This window comes from Streptococcus mitis, from assembly GCF_946188695.1.
In the GTDB taxonomy this organism is placed as follows: domain Bacteria; phylum Bacillota; class Bacilli; order Lactobacillales; family Streptococcaceae; genus Streptococcus; species Streptococcus mitis_DF.
The window spans coordinates 18,244-41,470 of sequence record NZ_CAMHWI010000006.1 but is presented as its reverse complement, the minus strand read 5'-3'; the positions used below and the strand labels follow the sequence as shown (position 1 = coordinate 41,470).

Here is a 23,227-nt window from a genome sequence, read left to right as displayed (position 1 = left end):
AGAAGTGAATATATCTTTTAAAATAGAAAGACACATCCAGTTAATCTATTTACTATGATACCTTGCTTTGGACTATAGAGTTGTACCTGTTTTTCATATAAATAATATTCATTATTCTTTAATTAATTTCTTTCTCACTTAATAATTCCCTTTCTCCTATTTTTTTGATATAATAACCTTAATTATTATTTTACAAGGAGGTTTTATGCGCTTTAATCAATTCAGCTATTTATCACTTCCAAGAGATACTATTTTATATGAATTAAAAAAGTATGGATTTGATTTTCCATCTGAGTCAACAAATAAAAAGATGTTGGAGTCTTTTCTAAGTCGTTTCTTTTTCACTTATCAAGACACCAACTATCCACTTTCCATCCTAGCAGCTGATAAAAAAACAGACCTGCTAACATTTTTTCAATCAGAAGATGAACTGACAGCAGATATTTTTTATACTGTTGCTTTTCAACTTTTAGGCTTTTCTTATTTGGTTGACTTCGAAGATAGTGACGTTTTTCGTAAAGAAACTGGATTTCCCATTATATATGGTGACCTGATTGAAAATCTCTATCAGTTACTCAATACTCGCACCAAAAAGGGAAATACTCTTATCGACCAACTTGTTAGTGATGGTCTTATTCCGGAGGATAATGACTACCACTACTTTAACGGCAAGAGTTTGGCTACTTTTTCTAGCCATGATGTCATTCGTGAAGTCGTTTACGTTGAGTCTCGTGTCGATACTGACCAAAAAGGGCTACCAGACTTAGTCAAGGTTAGCATTATTCGTCCACATTATGAGGGGCAAATCCCTGCCATCATGACAGCCAGTCCTTATCATCAGGGAACCAATGACAAGGCCAGTGACAAAGCTCTCTACAAGATGGAGGGCGAGCTTGAGGTTAAACCTGCTCACAAGATCGAGTTAGAGGAACCTCAACTCAATCTCGTCCAACCCCAAGGCCAAGCTGAGCTTGTGGCTGAAACTGAGGAAAAGCTAAGTCACATCAACTCTAGCTATACACTCAACGACTACTTCCTTCCGAGAGGCTTTGCCAATCTCTATGTCTCAGGTGTTGGTACCAAAGACTCTACTGGTTTCATGACTAATGGCGACTACCAGCAAATCGAAGCTTATAAAAATGTCATTGATTGGCTTAATGGTCGTTGTCGTGCCTTTACCGACCATACGCGCCAACGTCAAGTCAAGGCTGACTGGTCAAATGGAAAAGTAGCCACAACTGGACTTTCCTATCTTGGAACCATGTCAAATGGGCTTGCGACTACAGGCGTCGATGGTTTAGAGGTTATCATTGCTGAGGCTGGCATTTCATCTTGGTACAACTACTATCGTGAAAACGGTCTTGTAACTAGTCCAGGCGGTTATCCAGGTGAGGACTTTGACTCCCTTGCTGAGTTAACCTATTCTCGTAATCTCTTGGCTGGCGACTATATCCGTGGCAATGAAGCTCACCAAGCTGACTTAGAAAAAGTAAAAGAACAACTGGATCGCAAGACTGGCGACTATAACCAGTTTTGGCATGATCGCAACTATCTGCTCAATGCCCATAATGTAAAAGCAGAGGTTGTCTTTACCCACGGTTCACAGGATTGGAATGTCAAACCACTTCATGTTTACCAGATGTTCCATACTCTTCCTACTTATATAAATAAGCACCTCTTTTTCCATAATGGCGCCCATGTTTACATGAACAACTGGCAGTCCATTGACTTCCGTGAGTCCATGAATACTTTGTTGACAAAGAAATTACTTGGACAAGATACAGATTTCCAACTTCCTACTGTTATCTGGCAGGACAATACAACCCCTCAGACTTGGTTATCACTTGATAAGTTCGGTGGGCAAGAAAACTTTGAAACCTTCTCACTTGGTCAAGAAGAGAAAGTCATTCAAAACCAATACTCAGATAAGGATTTTGAGCGTTATGGTAAGACATACCAGACCTTCAATACAGAACTCTATCAAGGAAAAACCAATCAGATTACTATTGACCTTCCTGTGACTAAGGATCTTCACTTGAACGGTCGAGCTCAACTCAATCTTCGCATCAAATCCAGCACAAACAAGGGGCTTTTATCTGCTCAACTACTGGAACTTGGACAAAAGAAATACCTGCAACCTTATCCAGCTATTTTAAGTGCTAAAACCATTGATAATGGACGCTACCATATGTTGGAAAATCTCTGTGAATTACCATTTAGACCAGATGCACAACGAGTCGTGACAAAAGGTTACCTTAATTTACAAAATAGAAATGATTTACTGTTAGTAGAGGATATTACTGCAGATGAATGGATGGAGGTGCAATTTGAACTGCAACCAACTATTTACAAGTTAAAAGAAGGAGATACTCTTCGTTTAGTCCTCTATACTACTGACTTTGAAATCACAATCCGTGACAATACCGACTACCACTTGACTATCGACCTCTCTCAGTCCACGCTTACCATACCTCACTAAAAAAGGAGTTAAATTATTATGAATAAATCCGAACACCGACACCAACTCATACGAGCTCTTGTAACGAAAAACAAGATTCATACTCAAGCTGAGCTACAAGCTCTTCTTGCTGATAATGATATTCAAGTTACACAAGCTACACTTTCGAGGGATATTAAAAGTATGAACCTCTCAAAAGTACGAGAAGAAGATAACTCTTACTACGTGCTCAATACAGGTTCTATCTCAAAATGGGAAAAACGTCTCGAACTCTACATGGAAGATGCCCTTGTCTTGATGCGCCCAGTTCAACACCAAGTCCTACTAAAAACCCTTCCCGGACTGGCTCAATCCTTTGGTTCTATCATTGATGCTTTGAGTTTCCCTGACGCTATAGCTACCCTCTGTGGCGATGATGTCTGCCTTGTCATCTGTGAAGATGCAGAGGCAGCCCAACATTGCTTTGAAGAGCTGAAACGGTTCGCCCCACCATTTTTCTTTGGTGAATAAATAGAAACTGAACTCAAAAACTGCAGAACTCTCAAAATTTTAAACAGTAGTAAATTGATGTCAGCTAACATCTAGCGAATACAATAGCTGATTCCTACTGAAAAGTGAGCTATGCAGCTTAATAAAACAAAAAAAGAAATCTATCTCATACATGAGTACAAAAGCTCCCCTTATAGTTTCTAGTGAATATTTGTTTTTCACTAGAAACTATAAGGGGAGTCTTCATATATCTAAAAGAAATTCTAAACCTGTTTCAGCTTGATATAGTGTTTGAATAAAATGTGAACAAATTTATTAGGGAATTCAAATCAATTTCATGCTTTAAAAGTCGTTTCGTACTATTTTAGATTCAATTAATTATACATCATAGATAATCCGCTTCAAAAACCTCTTCAAATCACGTCAGGTTCACATTTCCGTATAAGAGAGAAATTTATTGTTGCAATACTTTTCTTGGCTTGGTACCTTCAGCTGGACCAATGACACCTGCCATCTCAAGCTCTTCCATGAGACGGGTCGCACGGTTAAATCCAACTGATAAACGACGCTGAATCATAGATGCGCTGGCTTTCTGGGTTTCGATTACCAAAGCCTTGGCTTCTTCAAAAAGCGGGTCTCCACCAGATTCACCATCTGAAAATTCTCCTTCATTTTCAGAAACCTCACCTGGATCAAAACTCTCATCGTAGTCCGCATCAGCCTGAGCCTTGATGAAGTTTACGATGCGTTCAACATCATCATCCGAGATAAAGGATCCTTGGAGACGAACTGGATGATTTTCATCAATCGGTTTAAAGAGCATGTCACCTCGGCCAAGCAGTTTTTCTGCTCCATTTTCATCCAAGATAGTACGGGAATCTGTCCCTGATGATACCGCAAAAGCCACTCGAGATGGGACATTGGCTTTGATTAGACCAGAGATGACATCAACGGATGGACGCTGGGTTGCAAGAATCATGTGGATACCTGCAGCACGCGCCTTCTGTCCAAGACGAATGATAGCGTCTTCCACTTCCTTGCTGGCCACCATCATGAGGTCAGCCAACTCATCTACAATCACAACAATGAGCGGTAGCGGAATCTGCTTATACTCAGATTGAGTATTAAACTCTTCTACCTTGGCATTAAAGCCTGCAATATTACGGACTCCTACCTTGGCAAAGAGTTCATAACGGTTTTCCATTTCATCCACAACCTTTTGCAGGGCCTTGCTGGCTTTGCGTGGATTGGTCACAACTGGAATCAAGAGATGAGGAATGTCATTGTAAACAGACAACTCAACCATCTTAGGGTCCACCATCATAAACTTGACCTGGTCTGGTCTCGCCTTCATGAGGATGCTAGCGATAATGCCGTTAACGGCTACTGACTTCCCTGAACCCGTTGAACCTGCGACGAGCAAGTGGGGCATTTTGGAAAGGTCAAAAGCTCTTGCAGTGCCATTAACCGCCTTTCCTAGAGGAATTTCCAAGAGATTTTCTGCTTTTGTTTGAGATTGTTCCCATAGTTCTCGGAAGGATACAGTCGCAATCTCAGAGTTGGGTACTTCGATTCCAACTAAGGATTTCCCAGGAATTGGTGCTTCAATTCGAACATCCTTGGCTGCCAAGGCTAGAGCGAGGTCATCTGCTAGATTGGAAATGCGGTTGACCCTTACACCTACTGCTGGCTTGACTTCATACTTGGTCACTGATGGCCCAATTTCGGCCCGTTCAACCGTTACCTTGATACCAAAACTAACAAAGGTTTCTTCAAGGATTTTGATATTTTCACGAACGATTTTCTTCTCTTTAGACTGGTCTTTGGGTTTATCAGGGGCAAAGAGTTGTAAGCTTGGAAGTTTGTATTCAAGAGCCTCCTTGGCTGAAAAATCGACCTGAACATCTTCGTCATCAGAGTTATCTCCCTGTTCAGGGAATTCAAGTTCAGCTTGAGGCAGGATGATTTCTGGTTCTACCCACTCTTCTTCTGGAACAGGTGGAACGTCAAGCACAACATCTGCTGTCAGAATTTCACCCGTTTCCATATCAATAGGAGGCAAATCGAGTAAGGTTTTTTCAGCCTCTTCTTGTTCTAATCTAGCCTCTTCCTCAGCCTTTTGGCGAGCTTTTTCTTCTTGTTTGACAAAACGTTCCTCTTTTCGACGCTCATGCCCTTCTCGCCATTTGGCAAATCCTCTACTGAAAAATTCAGCAATATCGTAAATAGACCAAGGACTGATTAGGAGAGCGCCTGCTAAAATCAAGATAGAACCAATAAAGTAAGTGCCGATATTTGAAAAGAGAAAGGCAGTTGGAATATAAAGAGCAACCCCAATCAAGCCACCTCCAGCAAAACTGGTCGTTCGAAAACCAGTCAAATCAGTCACAACCTGAGCCATGGTTCCCTTTAGAACAGACTTGCCCAAACCATATTTCCAAACTAAGTAGGCCTCAAAAATCAAGAGCAAGCCTGCAAATATAATGAAAAAGCCAGATAGGAGGCCTTCCTGTTTTCGTATCCACTTGAAAAAGAAGAGGTAGAGCAGGATACCAAATATTGCCAGATAAGCTAGGCTACCCACCAACAAGCGAATTAAATTGTAAAGGGTTATACCTACAGCCCCTAATTTGAAGGCTGCGAAAATCAATAAAAGCGCGATTCCCAACGAAATCAACATTCGTTGAATCGCTTCTTTTCTTTCGAGTTCTGCTTTAGACGGTCTCCGTCTTGTTTTACTTGTATTCTTGTTTGCCATTCTTCTATTATACCATATTTCACAGGTATTTCGGAAAGAGAAAAAGACTGCACCAAACGGTCCAATCTTTTCATTTTCTATCTAATTTTTATGCTTGAGGTTTGCGTAGATAACCATAGACCACACCACTTACGATTGCTCCTACCAAGACAGAAACGAGGTAAAGGAGAGCATTTGAAGTAAGGGCGATAACGAAGATTCCTCCGTGTGGCGCCATGAGTTTGATACCAGTAAGACCAACGAGGCCACCTGCTACTGCTGAACCAAGGATGAAGCTTGGAATCGCACGAGCTGGGTCAGCTGCACCAAATGGAATCGCTCCCTCGGTGATAAATGACAAGCCCATGATGATGTTTGTCAAACCAGAGTTGCGCTCTTCTTTGGTAAATTTATCTTTGAAAAGAAGAGTTGCGACAAAGATTGCAAGTGGTGGTACCATTCCTCCAGCCATAACTGCTGCCATGGCTACAGATCCTCCTGAAGAAACAGTCGCTGCAAGCGTACCTGTACCAAAGACATAAGCCGCTTTGTTAACTGGTCCACCCATGTCAACAGCCATCATTCCACCAAGGACGATACCAAGAAGGACAGCTGAACCTCCTCCAAGACCGCCTAGGAAGTCATTCATAGCAGTGTTGATTGCTGCCATTGGAATGTTAACAGCTAGCATGACAAATCCAGTCAAGATTGTTCCAAGAAGTGGTAAGAGAAGGATTGATTTAGCACCTTCAAGTGAACGAGGAACTTTAACGTATTTCTTGATAGCAAGAACCAAAGCACCTGCAATAAATCCACCAACAAGGGCACCTAGGAAACCAGATGAGACACCTGCAAGAGTTGAAGTTGCTTCACCACCTGCAGCATAAGAAATTTTACCAAATGCAAAACCTTCTTTGGCAATAGCACCAGCCACGAAACCTGCTACCAAACCTGGTTTTTCAGCGATAGAGTAGGCAACATAACCTGCAAAGACTGGGAGCATCAATCCAAAGGCTGCACCACCAATTTTCATGAACATAGAAGCTAACTCATGGTAAGAACCAAGATTACCAAGGTTTTCATTCGGAACACCCAAAGCACCGTCAATCAAGAAGGCAAGGGCAATCATGATACCACCACCGATAACGAATGGCAACATTTGAGAGACACCACTCATCAAGTGTTTGTAGAAGGCACCACCAAGACTTTGTTTTTCGTTAGAGGTTGTTGCGGCTTTGGCTCCATTAGCAGCACGGTAGACTTCAGCATCTCCAGAAAGAGCCAAGTTGATCAACTCTTCTGTCTTGCGGATACCGTCAGCAACCGGACGATTGATCAATGGTTTGCCATCGAAACGATCCATTTCAACTGCCTTGTCTGCTGCGATGATAACAGCTTTAGCCTTACGAATGTCTTCAGCAGTGAGTTGGTTTCCAACACCACTAGCTCCGTTGGTTTCAACCTTGATCCCAACACCCATTTCAGCAGCCACTTTTTGAAGAGCTTCTTGAGCCATGTAAGTGTGGGCAATACCTGTTGTACAAGCTGTAACAGCAACGATAAAGTCACTAGAGTCATTGGTAGGTGCTTGAACTGGCTTCTCAGTTTTTTCTGAAGCTTGGTCAAAGAGTTCAATGACTTGGTCAGCTGATGTTGCTTGACGAAGTTTGTCAGCAAAACCGTCTTTCATCAAGTATTGAGACAACTCTGCCAAGGCTGCCAAGTGAGTGTCATTTGCACCTTCTGGAGCTGCAATCATGAAGAATAGATCAGTTGCTTGTCCATCTAAGCTCTCATAGTCAACACCCTTATTTGACTTAGCAAAGAGAACAGTCGCCTCTTTGACCGCAGAGTTCTTACTGTGAGGCATTGCGATTCCGTCACCCAAACCAGTAGAAGTGAGAGCTTCACGCGCTAAGATCCCTTCTTTAAAGGTTTCAAAATCTGTCACATAACCGTGGTCTGTCAAGCTTTTAATCATCTCTTCGATGACAGCTGTTTTTTCAGTTGCCTGCAAATCCAGCAACATAACATCTTTTCTCAATAGGTCTTGAATTTTCATCGTTTTTCTACCTCAACTTTTTCATATGTTTCTTTAATAAATTCCGCCGTTGCCAAGTCGTCTGAGAAGGTGCTTGCCGTTCCACAAGCTACTCCCCATTTGAAGGCTTCTACTGCGTCTTTGGATTTGACAAATTCACCTGTAAATCCAGCGACCATAGAATCACCAGCCCCAACTGAATTTTTCACTGTTCCCTTGATTGGTTTAGCAAAATATGATCCCTCAGATGTTACCAGAAGGGCACCATCCCCAGCCATAGAGATAATGACGTTTTGAGCACCTTTAGCCAGTAACTCACGAGCATATTTCTCAATTTGCTCTAAACTTTCGAGTTCAACTCCAAAGATAGCTCCCAGTTCATGATTGTTTGGTTTGACCAAAAGTGGCTGGTTATCCAAACTATCAATTAAGGTCTGTCCTTCAAAATCGCAAACCACTTGCGCACCCGTCTGACGCGTCAAGGCAATCAAATCCTTGTAGATAACATTTCCTAGGTTTTTAGCACTCGAACCCGCAAAGACAACTGTATCTTCTGCTGTTAAACTAGACAAAATAGCTTTCAACTCTTCTAACTGGGCTGGTTCGACATTTGGACCCGTTCCGTTGATTTCTGTCTCTTGGTCTGCTTTGATTTTAACATTGATACGAGTATCTTCTGCCACTTGGACAAAACGTGTCTCGATTTCTTCCTTTGCCAAAGTATCTGTGATAAATTTACCAGTAAAGCCACCGATAAATCCAGTCGCTGTATTTGGAATACCCAAGCGTTTCAAGACACGACTGACATTGATTCCTTTCCCACCAGCAAACTTATCATCACTATCCATTCGATTGACACTACCGACTTGGACTTGGTCCAAACGAACGATATAGTCAATGGATGGATTGAGTGTGACTGTATAAATCATACTTCTATTACCTCCGTTTTCTCCTTAATAGCCTGCAAGAGTTCATGCCCTTGACTTGTGATAACGATAGCGCGTTTGAGTGGTGCTACCTTGGCAAAGCAAGTTTGTCCAATTTTAGACGAATCCACCAAGACATAAGTCTGTTTGGCATTCTCCAAAATAGCACGCTTCACAGCTCCCTCCTCCATATCAGGAGTCGTATAATAGCCATCATCTACACCATTCATCCCGATAAAGGCACGGTCAAAGTGCAATTGGTTAATCTGGTTAAGAGCAACTCCCCCGATGCTCGCATCTGTCGCCATCTTGACACTTCCTCCAACCATGACAGTTGGAATCTGCTTTTCAACCAACTGAGCAGCATGGTGAATCGAGTTGGTCACGACTGTAACATTCTTATTGACCAATTCATGAATCAAAAAAGCAGTTGTTGTTCCTGCATCGATAAAGATGACATCTTGTTCCTTGATGAGAGAGGCTGCTTTCTGAGCTAACAACTTCTTTTCTTGAAGGTTTTTGATAGATTTTTCTTGAATGGTTTCTTCTTCCTGCAAGGAATGAGGCAATTCTGCTCCACCATGCACGCGACGAAGCTTGTTTTCCGCTTCCAACTCATCCAAATCTCTTCGAACCGTTGATTCTGACGTTTCTAGCAAACTAACTAATTTTTCTAGAGAAACTACATGATGTTGATTTAACTCCTCTAGAATCAGTTGCTTCCGCTCTGTTTTTAACACTGAATCACCTCCTGTTATCGTTTACACTATTCATTCTATCATACTTTCTTTCAAAGTCAAGCATTTTTTATCATTTTCTTTCAGAATCTATCATTTTTCTTATTTCTAGAATTTTTATTGCAAGATGAGAGCCTTTATGGTAGACTATTTGAGTAAGTATTGGAAGATTACTCAAGAGGCTTAAGAGGCCGTGTTGGAAACGCGGTAGGCGTGTAACAGCGTGCGTGGGTTCGAATCCCATGTCTTCCGTTTATTTTAAAAAAGATACCCAAGAAATCTTGGGTATCTTTTTTCTTATATGCTTGTTTTATAACTCGGGTGAATTTCTTAGAAAATATCAAATAACAATTTCACATTGAGAATTGTTAAGATAATGGAAACGATATAGCCAAGGATGGTATTCCATTTGGCATTGGTAAATTCTCCCATCAGTGATTTCTTAGAAGTTAGATAAATCAGTGGGAAGATTGAAAATGGAAGAGCAATCGAAAGAAAGACTTGTGAATAAACCAATAACTGATCTAATGTTTTTTCCTGATGACCAAACAGAACCGCTACAATCATGACAGGCAACAAGGCAAAGAGACGAGTTGCCAAACGAATGAACCATTGAGGTAATCTCATATGCAAGAAACCTTCCATAACGATTTGTCCAGTCAAGGTACCCGTAATTGTCGAATTTTGACCACTGGCTAATAAAGCCAAGGCAAACAAGGTTGATAAGGTCGAGCTAGCTATAGCTCCTGCAATAGTAGAATCCTGCAAGGCATTATACATTTGAGAGAAGGCAGAAATCTCAGATGCATGGCCGAAAAAGAGAGCCGCCCCGAGAATTAATAGAAGGGAGTTAACCACAAAGGCCAAGGATAATTGGAGATTTGAATCCCAGGTCATAAAGCGCACCGCTTTTCGAACATCATCCTTGTCCTTGTGATTGATTTTCCGAGTTTGAGACAAGGAAGAATGCAAATAGAGGTTATGAGGCATAACCGTCGCACCTACAATCCCCAGAGCTAAAGTTAATTGACTTTCATGACCTGGCAAAGGACTCTCAAATAAGGTCGAATTGGGTAAATAACCCTCAGCGATTCCTTGGAAACTTGGATTTGATAAAGCTACCAGATAAGTAAAGATTGCTAAAATCGTTAAAATCAGTGTTGTCACAATAGCTTCTATCTTCTTAAAGCCAAATTTCATCAAAAGCAATAAGAGAAAGACATCTAGAACCGTCAAAAGGATGGCTATCATAATCGGAATCTTAAAAAGAAGATTGAGAGCAATCGCTGAACCTAGAACTTCTGCCAGGTCTGTCGCCATCAAGGCCAACTCCAAAATCACCCATAAGCTATAACGAAGCCATTTGGGTGAATGATGACCCGTTGCTTGAGCCAAGTCCATTTGAGTTACAATTCCAAGCTTTCCTGCCATCTGCTGAAGTTGCATAGCAATGAGTGATGAAATCAAGATGACAAATAAGAGACTGTACTTATAGGATGCACCTCCAACCACACTGGTTATCCAGTTTCCTGGATCCATATAACCAACTGCGACAAGGGCACCTGGACCCAAGAAGGCCTTTAAATTTTGCCAGAAATGATTGTTATTTGGAGTATCGATAGATTGATTAATCTCAGAGAGTGACACTTTTTTATGAGAAGACATAGATACTTACCTCTTTCTAAACCTACTTTTTCATTATTTTCTATTAGAGAAAAATAAGATTGACTTTAAACTATTAAAACAATGAAAACTATATGAAAAACATTTAGTTTTTTCATTATTTTTCTTAAGGCACCTTAATTATAACAGAAAATATGATAAAAACTTAAGAAAATTCAGGACTTGATTTAATATTTAGGATACAACAAAATGTTGTATTCTTTTTTTGCAAAAGAATACCAAAGAATAAAATAAAAAACGTTGTAAAACACCTGATATTATGCGTTTTTTTGATTTTAAAGACTTTTTGCTTGATCCTTTTCACCCTGTTTAACCGCCATTGATTTTAACTCATTACCTACATCTCAAAAAAAATTTAAAATTGTCTTAATCTCCTTTATTGTGTCGCTTTTGGAATTTTTTTGGTATAAACTTCTACGCGCATCCTATGGAGCAAGACAGACTCATAGCTTCACACATAATAGAACGAGTATCTCCATCTGTAGAGATACTCGTTTTTTGCTATTTTTGAAGTGATCTTTTTGACCAGTCCTATACATCATTTTTATACTCAACGAAAATCAAAGAGAAAAATAGGAAGCTAACCGCAGGTTGCTCAAAGTACAGCTTTGAGGTTGCAGATGGAAGCTGACGTGGTTTGAAGAGATTTTCTAAGAGTATTAAGGAGTATAGAATAGTATTTTAACTCCATCCTCTAAAGTGCTTTCAATAAAAGATACTTGAACACCATATTCAGCATATAAGCTGTATGCGCTAAGTCAAAACAATCATTCTTTTCTAATTTATCGTAAATAAATCTAAAATCACAGAATACTGTCAGATGACTTAAACAATGATTCTTTGGAAAGAGCGAATCAAAACTTGATTTATCACTTTTTATTCCACTATCTTCTCGTTACACATATTAATAAAATACTGATGTAAGCGCACATCATCAGTCAATTCTGGATGAAAAGAAGTTACCAGCATATTTTTTTCTTGAGCTGCAACGATTTGATTATCAACTCTTGCTAGAATTTCTACATCTTCTCCAACACTGCTGATAATTGGACCACGGATAAAGGTCATTGGAATCTGACCGACTCCCTTACATTCTGCTTCCGTGTAGAAACTCCCTAGTTGGCGCCCATAAGCATTGCGCTCAACCACCATATCCATAGTTCCTAGATGACTTTCTTCCTGAGAAGTGATTTCCTTAGCCAGTAAAATTAAGCCTGCACAGGTTCCAAAGGCTGGTAAGCCAGATAGAATGGCTTCTCGAATGGGAATCAGCATGTTTTGGTCGCGTAAGAGTTTGCCCATGGTTGTAGACTCTCCTCCAGGTAAAATCAAACCTGACAAGTCACTCTGATGTTTCTGAAAATCATCTAGATTTCTGATTTCAACACTCTCAACACCTAATTGATCTAGCACTTTTGCATGTTCTGCAAAGGCACCTTGCAAGGCCAATATTCCGATTTTCATCTATTTTCCTCGCTCTGCCATGAGAATTTGAATTTCATTTTCATTGATACCAACCATGGCTTCTCCTAAATCTTCAGAGATTTGAGCTAAGACTTGAGGATTACGGAAGTTAGTCACAGCCTTAACAATAGCACTCGCTCGTTTAACAGGATCTCCTGACTTGAAAATACCTGAACCAACAAAGACACCCTCTGCCCCTAATTGCATCATCAACGCAGCATCAGCTGGCGTTGCAACACCTCCAGCCGCAAAGTTTACAACTGGCAATTTCCCATGTTCATGAACATATTGGACCAATTCTACAGGGACTTGCAAGTCCTTAGCAGCAACATAAAGTTCGTCTTCACGTAAGTTTTGAATACGGCGAATTTCCTGATTCATCATACGCATATGACGAACAGCTTGGACAATATCTCCTGTACCCGGTTCTCCTTTGGTACGAATCATAGAAGCACCTTCAGCGATACGACGCAAGGCTTCACCCAAATCCTTAGCCCCACAGACAAAAGGAACTTGGAATTCTTTCTTATCCACATGGAAACGGTCGTCTGCTGGAGATAAAACTTCACTCTCATCGATATAGTCAATCTCAATAGCCTCTAAAATCTGAGCCTCAACAAAATGCCCGATTCTGACCTTGGCCATTACTGGAATACTAACTGCTTCTTGGATTTCCTTAATCATCTTTGGATCACTCATACGGGAAACACCACCAGCTGCACGAATATCAGCTGGAATCCGCTCCAAAGCCATAACAGCAGCCGCACCAGCAGCCTCTGCAATACGGGCTTGTTCAGGGTTCTGAACGTCCATGATAACCCCACCTTTGAGCATCTGTGCCAAGTTTTTATTTAGTTCATAACGATTTTCAGTCATTTATTTTATCCTCATTATTTATATTGGTAGCTACCATTTCATTTTAAGTTAGATTAGAATGAATCACAAGATAAAAAAAATATAATTGTATGGGTACAGATTGGCTAAAAAACTATCTGACCTTAACTTAAGGCCAGATAGTTCATCATTTTTATTTTTCAGCTGTAAGTGCAGCCATTGTGATGTAGTTGTATGGTTTGTTAAAGTGTGGCAAGAAGAATAGGTCTGTCAATGCCAATTTATCGATTGTCACATGCTCTTGGATAGCAAGTGAGAACATGTGGATTCCCATGCTGATTGCAGAATCGTGTGAAACCATTTGGGCACCAAGAATCTCACGGCTATCTTTATCAAAGACAATCTTAATTGCTACTTCATGGTTGTCATGTTTCATGAATTCTGGTTTTTGAAGATCGTTAAAGCCTGTTTCAGTTGCATTGTAACCTGCAGCTTTTGCTTTTTCAAGTGTCAAACCAGTTGAAACCATGTGAAGACCGTAGATTGAAATACCGTTTGATCCTTGCACACCGATTCCTTCCAATTCATGGCCACAAGCATTGTAGGCACCAACAATACCAGTACGTACAGCGTTTGAAGCAAGAGCGATGTAGCTAGTATCTTTACGAGCATTGTCATAAACAGTTGCACAGTCACCTACAGCATAAACTCCTGGGATAGATGTTTCTTGTTTTTTATCTACAAGGAAGGCACCATTGCGGAAGAGTTCAATCTTACCCTCAGCAAGAGCTGTATTTGGACGGAAACCAACAGCAAGAACAACCATATCCACGTCGAAACTTTCTTTGTCAGTAATCAAGCGTTCAACTTTACCGTCACCTTCGATTGCTTTAACAGTTTGACCAAGAGCCAAACGGATATTGTGATCTTCCAAGTTCTTCGCCATCATTTGAGTGAAGTCTTTGTCATAGTAACCGTTCAAGACAGTATCAACGATATCAACAAGGACAACTTCTTTTCCAAGACGTTCAAAGGCTTCAGCAAGTTCAACACCAATGTAACCACCACCAACAACGGCGATACGGTCAAGGTGTTGGCTCTTATCAGCCAATTTATGAATCACTTCTTCAGCGTTTTGGTACAATTTAACGAATTGTACGTTTTCAAGAGTTGCTTTAAATTCGCGGTTTCCTTTAACAATTTCAACACCTTCGATTGGTGGCAAGATTGGTGTAGAACCTGTAGCGAAAATCAATTTCTCGTATGATTCTTTGTGCTCTTTTCCTTCAACTTCTGCTGTAACTACTTTGTTATCATAGTCAATTGAAAGAACTGGTGAGTTCATGTACACCTTAGCACCTTTAGCTTCCAATTTTTCTTTATCAGAATAGAACAAGCCTTCAGCACCGTCAATTTGTTCACCAATCCAAAGAGCCATTCCACATCCTAGGAAAGAGATGTTAGAGTTTTGGTCAAATACAACGATTTCGTTCTCATTCCCAAAATTATCCAACATAGTATTAATACATGCTGTACCAGCGTGGTTAGCACCGACTACAACGATCTTACTCATAAAAAATTTCCTACCTTCATTCTAAATTTACCCTACTAGTATAACATTTACTGTTAGCGTTTACAAGAGTTTGGCTGATTTTTCCTATTTTTTTGTAAAAAATTGTAAATAATCTGTATCTTAACACGGATTCTTGCAAATTTTCTTCATTTACTGAGCATATTTCTTGACATCTTTACAAATTTTATTTGTGAAAACGCTGACTTTATGGTATGCTAGTATCATGGAAAGAAAATGTAAGGGGTTCATTTTTCATAAATTTACTATATTTCAACCTTCTTTTCATAAGAGAAAGGAGTTGGTAGCTTGCCTCTTAGTTCACATTCTGAACGCCTAATGGGAACCACTATCACGATTTCATTAGTGGATGAGCGAGCAGATAGCTTGCTCCAAAAATCCTTTGATTTACTTAGAGAGCTAGAATACCGCTTCAATGCCAATAGTCAAGAATCTGAGTTGATGGAAATCAATCATCAAGCCGGAATAGCTCCCGTCAAGGTTCATCCAGACCTGTTTGAACTGATTTCACTTGGTTTAGAGCATAGCCTAGCGCCCTCTAGTCATCTCAACATCAGTATTGGTCCCTTGATTCAAACCTGGCGTATCGGTTTTTCAGATGCCAAAGTTGCCCAACCTCGAGAAATTGAAGAGGTTCTCCCTTTAATCAATCCTCATTTTATCGAGTTAGATTCTTCTACTTCGACTGTGTTTCTAAAACAGAAAGGAATGAAGATTGATTTAGGTTGTTTAGCCAAGGGTTATAGTGCGGATAAGGTTGCCCAATTTCTGAGAGAAGAGGGAGTGAGTTCTGCCTTGATAAATCTGGGAGGAAATATCCTGACCATTGGAAAAAATCAGGCAAGAGAAAATCAACCTTGGCAAATCGGGATTCAAGACCCAACCAATCCTCGGGGAAATCACTTAATGACCATTCCCGTTGTCAATCAATCTGTCGTGACTTCAGGCATTTATGAACGTCACCTGACAGTCGATGGAAAAGATTACCATCACATTTTTGACAGTCAGACAGGATATCCTGTTGAAACAGAACTCGCTAGTCTGACAATCATCTCTGATAAGTCAGTCGATGGCGAAATCTGGACAACTCGACTCTTTGGAGAAAGACCTGCTTCTATCCTCTGGCAAGTCGAAAGTTTGGAGGGAATCGAAGCGATTCTGATTGATAAGGAAGGTCACCTAAGTTGTTCTTCAGGAATTCCTACTCTATAGAAACAACTGTTTCAATGGAGTTTTAAAATCGTATTATGTAAAAAGAGAAAGGAAATCTCATGTTAAAACTTATTGCTATTGTTGGAACAAATTCAAAACGTTCTACAAACCGTCAATTGCTTCAATACATGCAAAAACACTTTGCTGACAAAGCTGAAATTGAACTTGTTGAAATCAAGGACATTCCTGTCTTCAACAAACCAGCTGACAAGCAAGTACCTGCTGAAATTCTGGAAATTGCTGCTAAAATCGAAGAGGCAGATGGCGTTATTATCGGTACTCCTGAGTATGACCACTCTATCCCAGCTGTTTTGATGAGCGCTCTTGCTTGGTTGTCTTATGGTATTTACCCACTATTGAACAAACCAATCATGATTACAGGTGCTTCTTACGGTACACTTGGTTCATCACGCGCCCAATTACAACTTCGTCAAATCTTAAACGCACCAGAAATCAAAGCAAGTGTCCTTCCTGATGAATTCTTGCTTTCACACTCTCTTCAAGCCTTTAATCCAAGTGGAGATCTAGTAGATCTTGATGTTATTAAAAAACTGGATGCCACTTTTGACGACTTCCGTATCTTTGTAAAAATTACAGAAAAATTGCGCAACGCACAAGCCCTGCTTCGCAAAGATGCTGAAGAATTTGACTGGGAAAATTTGTAAGATAGGAGACCAAAAAGAATGAAATTTGTTGGACTTGTAGGATCAAACTACGATCAATCATATAACCGTAAACTCTTGGAATTTATCCGTCGTCACTTCAAACTCAAATTTGAATTAGAAGTCCTCGAAATTGACGAAGTTCCAATGTTTAACCAAGACGAAAAATGGGATGAAAGTTTCCAATTGCGTCTCTTGTATAACAGAATTACTCGTGCTGATGGTGTCATTATCGCAACTCCTGAGCACAACCACACAATCTCAGCTTCTCTTAAATCTGTTCTTGAATGGCTTTCATACGAAGTTCATCCATTTGAAAACAAACCAGTCATGATTGTGGGAGCTTCTTACTACGACCAAGGTACTTCTCGTGCCCAAGTTCACCTTCGTAAGATTCTTGACGCTCCAGGTGTTAATGCCTATACGCTTCCAGGAAACGAATTCCTCCTTGGTAAAGCCAAGGAAGCTTTCGACGATGAGGGTAATATCACAAATGAAGGAACTATTAATTTCCTTGAAACATGCTTGGACAACTTTGTAAAATATGTGGGAGTCGTTTCAAAATTGAAAAAACCAAAACCAATTGAACCAGAAGATTTATATTGTACAAATTCAATTGCAACTACCATTCAAGGTGTTGACCCTGATGATCCTGAATGGGTAGAAAAAGCAGCTGAACTTGTTGGAGCTGTTTCAGGAGATACTTACGTTAAATTAGACCACGGTATCTTGACAGTTAACCAAATTGACATGTTCTTGAAAGCAATGCCATTTGAATTGACATTTGCAGACGATAATAACCAATTCTTGTACTTTAATAACGCACACCAAGATCCAAATACAATGTTTGGTAAACGTGTACGTGCTCAATCAGGAAACCGTTTAGGAACTGTACACGGTTCATTGCCAGATTCTCGAATGAAAAACGTTGAATGGGTTGTCGGCGTATTGCGTAATGGGGACCAAGAATATGTCCGTACAATTGTACCAGGAACACCAGAAGGCGTTATTAATACCCATAATTACCAAGCAATGTACTATCCAGATGGTTCATATGCTGGAATCAATGAGATTATCTTTAATTTCCAACCATGGCTTGACTGGTACCTCAATACAACTGGTCAACGTCTAGTTGGTGGAAATGCTGCAGCTCCTGCTGGAGGACATGGTGGAGCAGATGCTACATCTGGAGCTTCTGATGCAGGTGATGCTGGAGGCCACGGTGGTGGCGCAGACGCTACATCTGGAGCAAGTAACTAATAATAGTTTTAGGAACCATTTTGGTTCCTTTTTAAGTGACTCTTTATCAACTGTATTTGGTGGTATGTCTATCCTTCTCTATGGTATTATCGCAAGCAACGGTTTGAAAGTCTTGATCAAAGAACGTGTTGACTTTAGCCAGATGCGTAACCTAATCATCGCAAGTGTTATGTTGGTACTTGGACTTGGAGGAGCTATCCTTAAACTTGGTCCAGTTACCCTTTCAGGTACTGCCCTATCAGCCATGACAGGAATCATCTTGAACTTGATCTTGCCATACGAAAATAAAGACTAAACGTCTAAACACATCAAAAAACGAGCATTTCCAATTACGGAAGTGCTCATTTTTCTTCTTTCTAAAAAAGGAAAGCCCTGCGGCCTTCCTTTGTCTTACTTACGTTTCTTCTTCGCTTTTTTCATTTTGTTAGCCATGCGTTTCATGGACTGTTTCATAGCAAATTCACCAATTTTACCTTTGAGTCCGCCACCAAACATCTGACTCATATCTGGCATTCCTGCTCCTCCGAGAGCTGACAGGTCAGGCATACCGCCTTGTCCCATCATTCCTTCAAGGGCAGACATATCCATTCCTCCCATATTTGGCATATTTTTAGGAAGGTTGTTTGGATTGATTCCCATTTGCTTCATCATTTTGTTCATATCCCCAGACATGACACCCTGCATGAGTTGTTTAGCCTGGTTAAAGTCTTTAATGAATTTATTAACTTCGACAAAGGTATTTCCAGAACCAGCAGCGATACGACGGCGACGGCTTGGATTTAACAAATCTGGATTTTCACGCTCTTCAGGCGTCATAGAAGAAACAATGGCACGTTTGCGAGCAATCTGGCGTTCATCTACCTTCATGTTTTGAAGTGCTGGATTGTTGGCCATACCTGGAATCATCTTGAGCAAGTCTTCCATCGGCCCCATATTTTGCACCTGATCCAACTGATCAATGAAATCATTGAAATCAAAGGTGTTTTCACGCATCTTCTCAGCCATTTCAAGGGCTTTTTGCTCATCGTATTCTTGAGAAGCTTTCTCAATCAGAGTGAGCATATCCCCCATGCCAAGGATACGACTAGACATACGGTCTGGGTGGAAGGTTTCAATGTCCGTAATCTTTTCACCTGTACCAGTGAACTTGATTGGTTTTCCAGTAATGTGACGAACAGATAGGGCCGCACCACCACGAGTATCGCCATCAATCTTGGTAAGGATGACCCCAGTCACTTCCAACTGAGCATTAAACTCACGCGCAACATTGGCCGCTTCTTGACCAATCATGGCATCAACGACGAGCAGAATTTCATTTGGTTGAGCTAGTGCTTTCACGTCACGAAGCTCATTCATCAGAAGCTCATCAATCTGCAAACGACCTGCCGTATCAATCAAGACATAGTCATTATGATTAGCTTGGGCTTGTTCCAAACCTTGACGAACAATCTCCACAGCTGGAACCTCTGTCCCAAGAGCGAAGACAGGCACATCAATCTGTTGTCCCAAGGTCTTAAGCTGATCAATAGCAGCAGGACGATAAATATCCGCCGCAATCATCAAAGGACGGGCATTTTCTTCCTTCTTGAGTTTGTTGGCCAATTTACCAGCAAAGGTTGTTTTACCAGCCCCCTGCAAACCGACCATCATGATGATGGTTGGAATCTTAGGAGACTTGATAATCTCAGTCGTATCAGAACCTAAAACAGCTGTCAATTCTTCATCAACGATTTTAATAATTTGTTGCGCAGGATTAAGGGTATCAATGACCTCATGCCCGACTGCACGCTCACGAACTTTCTTGATAAAGTCCTTTACAACAGGCAAGGCAACGTCGGCCTCAAGCAAGGCCAAGCGAATTTCTTTGGTTGCCTCTTGGACATCAGATTCAGAGATTTTTCCTTTTTTACGTAGATTTTTAAAGACGTTCTGCAAACGTTCTGTTAAACTTTCAAATGCCATGTTTCTTCCTCTTATTCTCTATTATCAATGCTTGTTAAAATTTCTATCTGCTCTTGCAGAAAGTCATCCTTGGGATAGTGCTCCAAAATCTGGTCAAAAATCTGACTGCGGACAATGTAGTCCGAGTACATGTGCAATTTCATCTCATAATCTTCCAGAATCTTTTCTGTCCGCTTGATATTGTCATAGACAGCCTGACGACTGACACCAAATTCCTCGGCAATCTCAGCAAGACTATAATCATCAGCGTAGTAGAGCTCGATATAATTCATTTGCTTATCTGTCAAAAGCGCTGCATAAAATTCAAAGAGCGCATTCATACGATTGGTTTTTTCGATTTCCATAACTTTTATTATACCAAAAAATAGCCTAATCTACCACACTAGAAAGCCAATCCGAGAAGATAGCAAGCTAAATTTGAAAAAGGCAAGAGACTAGCCCCAAGTAATTTCCAATTGATAGCTTGCAAAGGTTTGTCCCTCTTGATTTTGTAGTTGATAGTCTAAATGAATCCTTTGTCCATCAACTTGATAATGGCTCGTTTGGATGATAAACTCCTGCATGCCCATAGGTGTGGGGATATAGGCTAAACTATCACTATCCTTTAGAAAGCGCATAATGGTCTTAGGATTGGAAAAACGGGTCATCACCAGTTCTTGACCATGAAATTTAATGACTACTTTTTCTTTTTCCTCATTGTAGAAAAGCAAATAGCGATAATCTCCCTTTTCATGCACTTCAACGTCATAGAGCTGGTCAATCACTTCCAACTGCTCATCAAACTGAATCGTATTTCGCATCCGAATCTTCACATCAGGTCCTCTTTCTTCTCTCTTGTCCTACTATTTTACCAAAAAGAGCAGGATTTTGCTATAATGGTCATATGAACGAAAAAGTATTCCGTGACCCAGTTCACAACTACATCCATGTCAATAATCAAATCATCTATGACTTGATTAATACAAAAGAATTTCAACGCTTACGTCGCATCAAGCAACTGGGAACTTCCAGTTATACCTTCCACGGTGGGGAGCACAGCCGCTTCTCTCACTGTCTTGGAGTCTATGAGATTGCTCGACGTATCACGGAGATTTTTGAAGAAAAATATCCTGAGGAATGGAATCCTGCCGAGTCCCTCTTAACCATGACCGCTGCTCTCCTCCATGACCTTGGACATGGTGCCTACTCCCATACTTTTGAACATCTCTTTGATACCGATCATGAAGCCATCACTCAGGAGATTATTCAAAGCCCTGAGACGGAGATCCACCAAGTCCTGCTACAAGTAGCGCCAGATTTTCCAGAAAAGGTTGCCAGTGTCATCGACCACACCTATCCTAACAAGCAGGTCGTGCAGCTCATTTCCAGTCAAATAGATGCAGACCGCATGGACTATCTCTTGCGCGACTCCTATTTTACAGGAGCATCTTATGGGGAATTTGACCTGACTCGCATTCTCCGAGTCATTCGTCCTATCGAAAATGGGATTGCCTTTCAGCGAAATGGCATGCATGCCATCGAAGACTACGTCCTCAGTCGCTACCAGATGTATATGCAGGTTTATTTCCACCCAGCAACACGGGCCATGGAAGTCCTCCTACAGAATCTCCTCAAACGCGCCAAGGAACTCTATCCTGAAGACAAAGACTTCTTTGCACGAACTTCCCCACACCTCCTACCTTTCTTTGAAAAAAATGTGACCTTATCTGACTATCTGGCTCTGGATGATGGTGTGATGAATACCTACTTCCAGCTCTGGATGACCAGTCCTGACAAGATATTAGCTGACCTATCCCAGCGATTTGTTAACCGCAAGGTCTTTAAATCCATTACCTTTTCACAAGAAGACCAAAACCAACTCGCCAGCATGAGAAAATTGGTTGAGGACATCGGCTTTGATCCCGACTACTATACTGCCATTCATAAGAACTTTGACCTCCCTTATGATATCTATCGTCCCGAATCTGAAAACCCACGGACACAGATTGAGATTTTACAAAAAAATGGAGAACTGGCAGAACTCTCTAGCCTGTCTCCTATCGTCCAATCCCTTGCAGGTAGTCGCCACGGAGATAATCGTTTCTATTTTCCAAAAGAAATGTTGGACCAAAACAGTATCTTCGCAAGTATCACCCAGCAATTTTTACACTTGATTGAGAACGATCATTTTACCCCAAATAAAAACTAAAAGAGGAAATTTATGAGTATTAAACTAATCGCCGTCGATATCGACGGAACCCTAGTCAACAGCCAAAAGGAGATCACTCCTGAAGTCTTTTCTGCCATCCAAGATGCCAAAGAAGCTGGTGTCAAAGTCGTCATTGCAACTGGCCGCCCTATCGCAGGTGTTGCCAAACTTCTGGACGACTTGCAGTTGAGAGACGAGGGTGACTATGTGGTGACCTTCAACGGTGCCCTTGTCCAAGAAACTGCTACTGGACATGAGATTATCAGCGAATCCTTAACCTATGAGGATTATCTGGATATGGAATTCCTCAGTCGCAAGCTCGGTGTCCACATGCATGCCATTACCAAGGACGGTATCTATACTGCAAATCGCAATATCGGAAAATACACGGTGCACGAATCAACCCTCGTCAGCATGCCTATCTTCTACCGTACACCTGAAGAAATGGCTGACAAGGAAATTGTCAAATGTATGTTCATTGATGAACCAGAAATCCTCGATGCTGCGATTGAAAAGATACCAGCCGAATTTTACAAACGCTACTCTATCAACAAATCTGCTCCTTTCTACCTCGAACTCCTTAAAAAGAATGTGGACAAAGGTTCAGCTATCACTCACTTAGCTGAAAAACTAGGATTGACCAAAGATCAAACCATGGCTATCGGTGACGAAGAAAATGACCGTGCTATGCTGGAAGTCATTGGTAACCCAGTTGTCATGGAAAATGGAAATCCAGAAATCAAAAAAATCGCCAAATACATCACTAAATCTAATGATGAATCTGGTGTTGCCCATGCCATCCGCACATGGGTATTGTAAAAGGAAAGAATAGATGAAAACCGCTCAGTTGAGCGGTTTTTAGTATGAACATATCACAATAAGAGTTAATCAATAAATTGAATGGCTGTTATATCAAATGGAGACTTTATCACTCTGGTAATTCTACCTCCAAGCTCATATCCGAAAGTACAGCGAATCACTTC

The 23,227-nt window shown here is 40.8% G+C and carries 18 protein-coding genes, 1 tRNA gene and 1 pseudogene; 9 read left to right on the top strand and 11 right to left on the bottom strand.

Annotated elements, in window-relative coordinates; genetic code table 11:
- Positions 1-205: 205 nt before the first annotated feature.
- Both N8L33_RS04055 and N8L33_RS04050 read left to right on the top strand, forming a co-directional pair.
- Positions 206-2,479, top strand: a complete 2,274-nt coding sequence (locus N8L33_RS04055; protein ID WP_261058535.1) for a Xaa-Pro dipeptidyl-peptidase — start codon at positions 206-208, stop codon at positions 2,477-2,479.
- 18 nt (positions 2,480-2,497) lie between these two features.
- A complete protein-coding gene (locus tag N8L33_RS04050) occupies positions 2,498-2,968 on the top strand; it encodes an arginine repressor (RefSeq protein WP_033677026.1) in 471 nt (156 codons plus the stop codon).
- Between the two features lie 433 nt (positions 2,969-3,401).
- Here the strand turns inward: N8L33_RS04050 and N8L33_RS04045 are convergent, their stop codons facing one another.
- From N8L33_RS04045 to N8L33_RS04030, 4 genes are all read right to left on the bottom strand, one after another.
- Positions 3,402-5,705, bottom strand: a complete 2,304-nt coding sequence (locus tag N8L33_RS04045) for a DNA translocase FtsK (protein WP_314725980.1) — start codon at positions 5,703-5,705, stop codon at positions 3,402-3,404.
- Between the two features lie 88 nt (positions 5,706-5,793).
- Entirely contained in the window at positions 5,794-7,746 is a 1,953-nt protein-coding gene (locus N8L33_RS04040; RefSeq protein WP_261058533.1) for a fructose-specific PTS transporter subunit EIIC, read from the bottom strand.
- Positions 7,743-8,654 (bottom strand): 1-phosphofructokinase, encoded by a 912-nt coding sequence (gene pfkB / locus N8L33_RS04035; protein WP_261058531.1) that lies wholly within the window; start codon positions 8,652-8,654, stop codon positions 7,743-7,745. Before pfkB ends, N8L33_RS04040 begins: the two co-directional genes overlap by 4 nt.
- Entirely contained in the window at positions 8,651-9,391 is a 741-nt protein-coding gene (locus tag N8L33_RS04030) for a DeoR/GlpR family DNA-binding transcription regulator (protein ID WP_115253499.1), read from the bottom strand. Before N8L33_RS04030 ends, pfkB begins: the two co-directional genes overlap by 4 nt.
- Before the next feature lie 161 nt (positions 9,392-9,552).
- On the opposite strand from N8L33_RS04030, the gene N8L33_RS04025 reads away from it, so the two are divergent.
- Positions 9,553-9,640 (top strand) — tRNA-Ser (locus tag N8L33_RS04025).
- A 78-nt stretch (positions 9,641-9,718) separates the two neighbouring features.
- Here N8L33_RS04025 and N8L33_RS04020 read toward each other — a convergent pair.
- The 4 genes from N8L33_RS04020 to nox form a co-directional block, all read right to left on the bottom strand.
- Positions 9,719-11,053, bottom strand: a complete 1,335-nt coding sequence (locus tag N8L33_RS04020) for an Nramp family divalent metal transporter (RefSeq protein ID WP_084891632.1) — start codon at positions 11,051-11,053, stop codon at positions 9,719-9,721.
- A gap of 894 nt (positions 11,054-11,947) precedes the next feature.
- Positions 11,948-12,535 (bottom strand): pyridoxal 5'-phosphate synthase glutaminase subunit PdxT, encoded by a 588-nt coding sequence (pdxT, locus tag N8L33_RS04015; RefSeq protein WP_261058528.1) that lies wholly within the window; start codon positions 12,533-12,535, stop codon positions 11,948-11,950.
- Complete coding sequence (pdxS, locus tag N8L33_RS04010; protein ID WP_125416663.1) at positions 12,536-13,411, bottom strand: pyridoxal 5'-phosphate synthase lyase subunit PdxS; 876 nt, start codon at positions 13,409-13,411, stop codon at positions 12,536-12,538.
- A 151-nt stretch (positions 13,412-13,562) separates the two neighbouring features.
- Positions 13,563-14,942, bottom strand: coding sequence for a H2O-forming NADH oxidase (gene nox, locus N8L33_RS04005; protein WP_261058526.1), 1,380 nt, complete (start codon positions 14,940-14,942; stop codon positions 13,563-13,565).
- A gap of 306 nt (positions 14,943-15,248) precedes the next feature.
- Between nox and N8L33_RS04000 the strand changes: the two genes are divergently transcribed.
- From N8L33_RS04000 to N8L33_RS03985, 4 genes and pseudogenes are all read left to right on the top strand, one after another.
- Entirely contained in the window at positions 15,249-16,172 is a 924-nt protein-coding gene (locus N8L33_RS04000; RefSeq protein ID WP_261058524.1) for an FAD:protein FMN transferase, read from the top strand.
- Between the two features lie 59 nt (positions 16,173-16,231).
- Entirely contained in the window at positions 16,232-16,837 is a 606-nt protein-coding gene (locus tag N8L33_RS03995; protein ID WP_020900666.1) for an NADPH-dependent FMN reductase, read from the top strand.
- An 18-nt stretch (positions 16,838-16,855) separates the two neighbouring features.
- Positions 16,856-18,094, top strand: coding sequence for an NAD(P)H-dependent oxidoreductase (locus N8L33_RS03990; protein WP_261058523.1), 1,239 nt, complete (start codon positions 16,856-16,858; stop codon positions 18,092-18,094).
- A 52-nt stretch (positions 18,095-18,146) separates the two neighbouring features.
- Positions 18,147-18,389, top strand: a pseudogene (locus tag N8L33_RS03985) (solute carrier family 23 protein); the annotation flags it as partial.
- 95 nt (positions 18,390-18,484) lie between these two features.
- Here the strand turns inward: N8L33_RS03985 and ffh are convergent.
- The 3 genes from ffh to N8L33_RS03970 all read right to left on the bottom strand — a co-directional run bounded on the left by ffh (position 18,485) and on the right by N8L33_RS03970 (position 20,868).
- A complete protein-coding gene (gene ffh, locus N8L33_RS03980; protein ID WP_261058522.1) occupies positions 18,485-20,056 on the bottom strand; it encodes a signal recognition particle protein in 1,572 nt (523 codons plus the stop codon).
- A gap of 11 nt (positions 20,057-20,067) precedes the next feature.
- On the bottom strand, positions 20,068-20,400 hold the full coding sequence (locus N8L33_RS03975; RefSeq protein WP_261058520.1) for a putative DNA-binding protein: 333 nt from the start codon (positions 20,398-20,400) through the stop codon (positions 20,068-20,070).
- A 90-nt stretch (positions 20,401-20,490) separates the two neighbouring features.
- Entirely contained in the window at positions 20,491-20,868 is a 378-nt protein-coding gene (locus N8L33_RS03970) for a YwiB family protein (RefSeq protein WP_261058519.1), read from the bottom strand.
- A 71-nt stretch (positions 20,869-20,939) separates the two neighbouring features.
- On the opposite strand from N8L33_RS03970, the gene N8L33_RS03965 reads away from it, so the two are divergent.
- Both N8L33_RS03965 and yidA read left to right on the top strand, forming a co-directional pair.
- Positions 20,940-22,244: an HD domain-containing protein gene (locus N8L33_RS03965; protein WP_261058518.1), complete on the top strand. Its 1,305-nt coding sequence runs from the start codon at positions 20,940-20,942 to the stop codon at positions 22,242-22,244.
- Between the two features lie 12 nt (positions 22,245-22,256).
- Positions 22,257-23,063, top strand: coding sequence for a sugar-phosphatase (yidA, locus tag N8L33_RS03960; protein ID WP_261058517.1), 807 nt, complete (start codon positions 22,257-22,259; stop codon positions 23,061-23,063).
- Positions 23,064-23,227: the final 164 nt, after the last annotated feature.

Excerpts from the sequence above, each read along its gene's own strand:
- N8L33_RS04040 (WP_261058533.1), bottom strand. The coding sequence starts at position 7,746 with ATGAAAATTCAAGACCTATTGAGAAAAGATGTTATGTTGCTGGATTTG.
- N8L33_RS03975 (WP_261058520.1), bottom strand. The coding sequence starts at position 20,400 with ATGGAAATCGAAAAAACCAATCGTATGAATGCGCTCTTTGAATTTTAT.
- N8L33_RS03965 (WP_261058518.1), top strand. The coding sequence starts at position 20,940 with ATGAACGAAAAAGTATTCCGTGACCCAGTTCACAACTACATCCATGTC.
- pdxT (WP_261058528.1), bottom strand. The coding sequence starts at position 12,535 with ATGAAAATCGGAATATTGGCCTTGCAAGGTGCCTTTGCAGAACATGCA.
- N8L33_RS03990 (WP_261058523.1), top strand. The coding sequence starts at position 16,856 with ATGAAATTTGTTGGACTTGTAGGATCAAACTACGATCAATCATATAAC.
- N8L33_RS04020 (WP_084891632.1), bottom strand. The coding sequence starts at position 11,053 with ATGTCTTCTCATAAAAAAGTGTCACTCTCTGAGATTAATCAATCTATC.
- ffh (WP_261058522.1), bottom strand. The coding sequence starts at position 20,056 with ATGGCATTTGAAAGTTTAACAGAACGTTTGCAGAACGTCTTTAAAAAT.
- N8L33_RS04045 (WP_314725980.1), bottom strand. The coding sequence starts at position 5,705 with ATGGCAAACAAGAATACAAGTAAAACAAGACGGAGACCGTCTAAAGCA.
- nox (WP_261058526.1), bottom strand. The coding sequence starts at position 14,942 with ATGAGTAAGATCGTTGTAGTCGGTGCTAACCACGCTGGTACAGCATGT.
- yidA (WP_261058517.1), top strand. The coding sequence starts at position 22,257 with ATGAGTATTAAACTAATCGCCGTCGATATCGACGGAACCCTAGTCAAC.
- N8L33_RS04055 (WP_261058535.1), top strand. The coding sequence starts at position 206 with ATGCGCTTTAATCAATTCAGCTATTTATCACTTCCAAGAGATACTATT.
- pdxS (WP_125416663.1), bottom strand. The coding sequence starts at position 13,411 with ATGACTGAAAATCGTTATGAACTAAATAAAAACTTGGCACAGATGCTC.
- N8L33_RS04050 (WP_033677026.1), top strand. The coding sequence starts at position 2,498 with ATGAATAAATCCGAACACCGACACCAACTCATACGAGCTCTTGTAACG.
- pfkB (WP_261058531.1), bottom strand. The coding sequence starts at position 8,654 with ATGATTTATACAGTCACACTCAATCCATCCATTGACTATATCGTTCGT.
- N8L33_RS03995 (WP_020900666.1), top strand. The coding sequence starts at position 16,232 with ATGTTAAAACTTATTGCTATTGTTGGAACAAATTCAAAACGTTCTACA.